This window comes from Micromonospora yasonensis, assembly GCF_026013475.1.
GTDB classification, from domain to species: Bacteria; Actinomycetota; Actinomycetes; order Mycobacteriales; family Micromonosporaceae; genus Micromonospora; species Micromonospora yasonensis.
Genome location: NZ_JAPDPH010000346.1, coordinates 1 through 5,004 on the forward strand (window position 1 = coordinate 1; position 5,004 = coordinate 5,004).

Below are 5,004 nucleotides of genomic sequence, written 5' to 3' on the forward strand. Positions count from 1 at the left end.
GACCAGACCCCCGAACAGCAACTCGCCGGACTCCTCGCCAGCGGCGACACCTGGACGATCATGTAGCTCGACCGCGACAACGAAAAGGGCCCGCGACCGAGGTCGCGGGCCCTTCCCGTTCAGCCGAGGTACGCCAGCCCGATCAGAAGACCAGGTTGTAGGCGTTCCAGCCGGTGGAGATCACCTTGCCGCTGGCGTCGATCCAGCTGCCGTAACCGTTCGTGGTGTACTGACGCATCTGGTAGGTGCTGTTGACGCCCAGCATGTCCATCATGTTGTCGCCGTTCCAGTCGCCCGGCGTGATGATGTTCTTGTAGTTGGCCCAGCCGCTGCCGATCTGGGTGCCGGCCGGGTTGGTCCAGCCACCCTTCAGGTCCGTCTGGTACATCCGCAGGTAACCGGTGGAGGTACGGCCGATCAGGACCTCCTTGCCGTCACCCTTCCAGGCGCCCGGGGTGAGGAACAGGTTGAACCCGTTCCAGCCGGTGCCGATCCGGGTGCCCGCCGGGTTGGTCCAGCCGCCCTTGCCATCGCTGGTGTAGCGCCAGAGCTCACCGTTGGACTTGCGGACCATCAGGCTCGGCAGGTTGTTGCCCAGCCAGTTGTTCGTCACCATCAGCGCGGTGAAGTTGCCCCAGCCGGTGCCGATCCGCTTCTTGCTGCCGTACCAGTTGCCCTTGCCGTCGGTGTTCCAGATCCACAGCTCACCGAGCGAGTTCACCGCCATGACCGACGGCTTCTTGTCGCCGTTCCAGTTGTAGACCCGGAAGACGCGCTTGAAGCTGCCGAAACCCGTGCCGACGACCCGGGAGTCCCAGAACCCGCCCCACCCGTCGTTGGAGAAACCGCTACCGACGTGCAGCCACAGCCTGCCGCTCCCATCACGGGACATCAGGTCGGTGTGGCCGTCGCCGGTCCAGTCGGCGTTGACCAGCGTCGGACGGGTGAGGTCCGCCTTGATCAGGTTGGAGTAGTAGTTAATCTCCTCGTAGAAGCCCGGGTGCTCACCGCAGTTGCCGTAGCCCCAGTCGGTGAGGCCGACCTGCTTGCCGTTCACCAGCAGCGGGCCACCGGAGTCGCCGCCGCAGGTGTCGGCGGACGGCGCGCTCGGCGTACCGTTCCCGGCGCAGAGCATCCGGCCGGCGTCGTACCCGATGCCGGCCGCGTTGGCGTCGGCAGCGCAGTCGGTGTCGGACTGGATCGGCACCGACGCCTTACGCAGCCGGGTGTCCCCCGGGTCGGTGTTCGAGTCGGTGACGCCGTACCCGACGATGTCCGCCGTGTCGACGCCCGCCGTGTAGGCCGCCTCGCCCTGCCCGGCCAGCGGGACCGGGGTGTAGGCCGAAGGCAGGTTCGCCTTCAGCGTGAGGACCGAGACGTCGTCCAGGATGGTGCTAGCGGTCTTGGCGTACTGGGCGGCGATGTTCCAGCCCTGATGGGTCCAGGTGGAACCGACCTCCGCGACGTACCCGACGTTGGGGATGATGTTCCCGGACGCGTCGAGGAGCTGGTCGTGCCCGGCGATGACCCGAGTCGTGCCGGCCCCGTCCGCGGTGCAGTGCGCGGCCGTCAGCACCTTGTTGGGGGCGATGACGGTGCCGGTGCACCAGCCGATGCCGGCGTTGCCGTCCAGGTAGGTGACGACGCCGACGATCCACGGGTACTGCGAGGCGCTGACGGTGGTGCCGCCGACGATCCTCGGGGTCGCGCCCGTGCCGGTCGACTGGAACAGCGGACCCTTCTGGCCCGGAGTGGGCGGGGTGAAGTTCCCCGCCCGGAAGTGCGGCAGCTTGGTCGACCGGCCGGCCTGGACGCTCGAAGCGTCGTACGCGCCACCGGCCGGGGCGGCCTGGCCGGCCGTGCCCGGGGCGACGGCCGCCGCACCGCCGAGGGCGAGACCGGCAGCCAGGATTCCGGCCACCCGCCGCCGTCGGGTTCGTGCGATGTTTGCCTCTTCAGCCACTAGATTTCCCGTCGTTCGGTTACCGAGGCACTCGAAATTGCCGATGTGACGTGGCACCACGTAGGGCTGGCGACGAGATTCGAGGCACCTGGCCTCGCGTGACAGTGGATCCCCCGTGCCCGAGCCAATCGAGAGGCGCCGGCGACAGATCACGTGCCGCGCCCATTGGCAATTCCAAGCGGCCTGACGGTAGCAAGCCCTGGCGAAGAATTAAAGATCCGAGAGGTGGAACTTCGATGTCCGATTCGCGGTTCACGGCTCTGCCGAACGGGCACGGCCGACCGGCGGGGACAGGTCAGGGCAACGCGGTGGGCGCCGGCCGGTCGTCGCGGACGTGGACCAGCATGTCGCCGGTCTCGATCACCGCGCCCGCCCGGTCGTTCAGGGTGACCACCTTGCCCCGCCGGACCAGCGCGATGACCAGCGAGTCCAGCTCGCGCGGCGACCTGCCCACCTCGTCGCGCTCGGCCGAACGCATGGCCAGCGCCATGCCCTGCCCCGGCGTGAGCAGGTCTTCGACCACGTCGATCAGGGGTGGCGCGGAGGTGGAGAGGCCGAGCAGCCGACCGGCGGTCGCCGACGAGACGATGACGTGGTGCGCGCCGCTCTGCTTGAGCAGCGGGGCGTTCTCCGCCTCGCGGACGGCCGCGATGATCCGTACCTGGCCGGCGGTGAGCTGCCGGACGGTGAGGGCGACCAGCACCGAGGCGTCGTCGCTGTCGGTCGCGATGATCACCGCCTTGGCCGTGCGGATGTGCGCTTCCTCCAGCACCGATGAGCGGGTCGCCGAGCCCTCGATCGCGACCAGCCCGGCCGAGGTGGCCTGCCGCAGCGCGGCCCCGTTCCGCTCCACCACCACGATCCGGGACTTGTCCGCGCCGTTCTCCAGCAGCGCGGAGACGGCGCTGCGGCCCTTGGTGCCGTAGCCGCAGATGATGATGTGGTCCTTCACGGTTCTCCTCCACCGCGACAGGCGACGGCCGGTCCGGTACTGCTCGGTCAGGACTTCCAGGGTGGTGCCGACCAGGATGATCAGGAAGATCACCCGGGCGGGGGTGACTAGCAGGACGTTGACCAGGCGCGCCGAGGGGGCGGCCGGGGTGATGTCGCCGTACCCGGTGGTGGAGAGCGAGACCACCGCGTAGTAGAAGCAGTCGAGGAGGGAGAGACCGTCCTCGTTGACGTCGCGGTAGCCGTCCCGGTCGAGCCAGACCACGGCCACCACGGCGAGGACCAGGCCCAGGGCGGCGAGCAGGCGCAGACTCAGCGCGCTCAGCGGCCCCCGCCGTTGCGCGGGAAAATGGATCACCGTCGGTCCTGCTCCGCCACCGTCAGCTGCACGTGCACAAGATAACGGGTACGCCGCGGTCCGGCCTCCCGGGCCACGGCCAGGGCCGAACGGTGCGCCAGCGGTAAGGATCTCGTCACATTCATCGGCGCCGTCGCGGGTGAGACTCGGGGAATCTGTCGTCCTGACGAGGGAGAACCCGGATGCGGACACGTACGGCATTGGCCACGGGGGGCGTCGTCCTCGGGATGCTGCTGGCTGGCACGTCACCGGCGGTGGCGAGCCGCCCCGATGCCGGGACCCGGGCCGGGCTCACCAAGACCACCCGGCCACCACGGCCCAAGCCCTCCACCTCACCGACCGCCTCGCCGTCACCAACCAGCACACCGTCACCGAGCCCATCGCCGACGCCAACCACCACGCCGTCACCGACCGCATCGCCGTCGCCCAGCAGTACGCCGACGCCGACCACACCGGCACCGATGCCGACGGCGGACCGGACCGTCGTCGTGCTGCCCTCACTCGACGGCCTCAACACCTCGGCGTCGGACGTCAACGGGCCGGGGGTGGTGGTCGGGTCGGCCCGGCTGGCCAGCGGGTACTGGCACGCGGTGCGCTGGGTGGAGGGCCGGATCGAGGACCTGGGCACCCTCGGCGGGCTGAACAGCCAGGCCCAGGCCATCGACGAGCAGGGCCGGATCGTGGGCACGAGCCAGGACGCCGAGGGCCGGAGCCACACCGTCGCCTGGGTGGACGGGAAGATCCAGGACCTGGGCCTGACGGGCGGGATCTTCTCCATCGCGTACGACACGGCCAGCAACCGGGCGGTGGGTGTCTACCACGTCACCGACAGCTTCTCCGGCCGTCGGGCGTTCGTCCGGACCGGGGACACGGAGGTGACCATCGACGTACCTCCCGGGGCGAGCGCAACCGCGGTGAACGAGGCCGGCATGGTCGCGGGCACCTACGGCTGGCAGGACTGGGACGACCCGGCGCCCGATGACTACCAGGCGTTCGTCTGGCAGGACGGGGTGACCCGACCGCTCGGCACCCTCGGCGGCGCCACCAGCACGGCGAACGGCATCAACGACCGCGGCCACGTGGTCGGCACCAGTCGGACCGCCGACGGTACGTTCGCCGCCTTCTTCTGGGACGGGGCCATCATGCGCCGGCTGGCCACCACCGCCGTCTCCCCCACCGCCCAGGCCGTCAACGACTCGGGCCTGGTGATCGGCACGGAGGGCCATGGCAGCCGGGCGATGATCTGGCCCGACCCGTCGTCGGCCTCGCAGCTGCTGCCGATTCCGGACGGCGCGGTGGGCAGCCGGGCGATCAACGTGAACGACCAGGGCCTGATCGTCGGCCAGGTGGACTACCTCTCGCCCAGGTGGCACGGCCGGGCGGTGGTCTGGCGCTGACCCGGGGTCGGCCCGGCCGGCAGCACGGGGGCCGGCCGGGCCGGTCCCCGTCATCCGGACGGGGCATGATGGGAGCGTCCCGGGACGCCGACCACGAGGAGGCCCGCATGTCGTTGCTGCGACGGGTGATCGGCGGGGTGCTGCGCCGGGTACGGCTGCGGCAGGGCCGCACGCTGCGGGAGGTGGCCCAGGCGGCCGGGGTCTCGCTGCCGTACCTCTCGGAGGTGGAGCGGGGCCGCAAGGAGGCCTCCTCCGAGGTGCTGGCCGCGATCTGCCGGGCCCTCGGCATCCACCTCTCCGACCTGCTCGAGGAGGCCCGCGACGAGCTGCGCCGG

General features: G+C 70.4%; 4 protein-coding genes. 2 read left to right on the forward strand and 2 right to left on the reverse strand.

Translation table 11 applies throughout. The features are described from left to right. Positions 1-142: 142 nt before the first annotated feature. Both ONA70_RS34650 and ONA70_RS34655 read right to left on the reverse strand, forming a co-directional pair. On the reverse strand, positions 143-1,921 hold the full coding sequence (locus ONA70_RS34650) for a trypsin-like serine protease (RefSeq protein WP_265010705.1): 1,779 nt from the start codon (positions 1,919-1,921) through the stop codon (positions 143-145). A gap of 337 nt (positions 1,922-2,258) precedes the next feature. Next, on the reverse strand, positions 2,259-3,272 hold the full coding sequence (locus ONA70_RS34655) for a potassium channel family protein (RefSeq protein WP_265010706.1): 1,014 nt from the start codon (positions 3,270-3,272) through the stop codon (positions 2,259-2,261). Between the two features lie 461 nt (positions 3,273-3,733). On the opposite strand from ONA70_RS34655, the gene ONA70_RS34660 reads away from it, so the two are divergent. After that, positions 3,734-4,669 carry a hypothetical protein gene (locus ONA70_RS34660; protein WP_265010707.1) on the forward strand — a complete coding sequence of 312 codons (936 nt, stop codon included), beginning with the start codon at positions 3,734-3,736 and terminating at the stop codon, positions 4,667-4,669. A gap of 107 nt (positions 4,670-4,776) precedes the next feature. Then, the coding region (locus tag ONA70_RS34665) for a helix-turn-helix domain-containing protein (protein ID WP_265010708.1) at positions 4,777-5,004 on the forward strand (228 nt) is incomplete at its 3' end.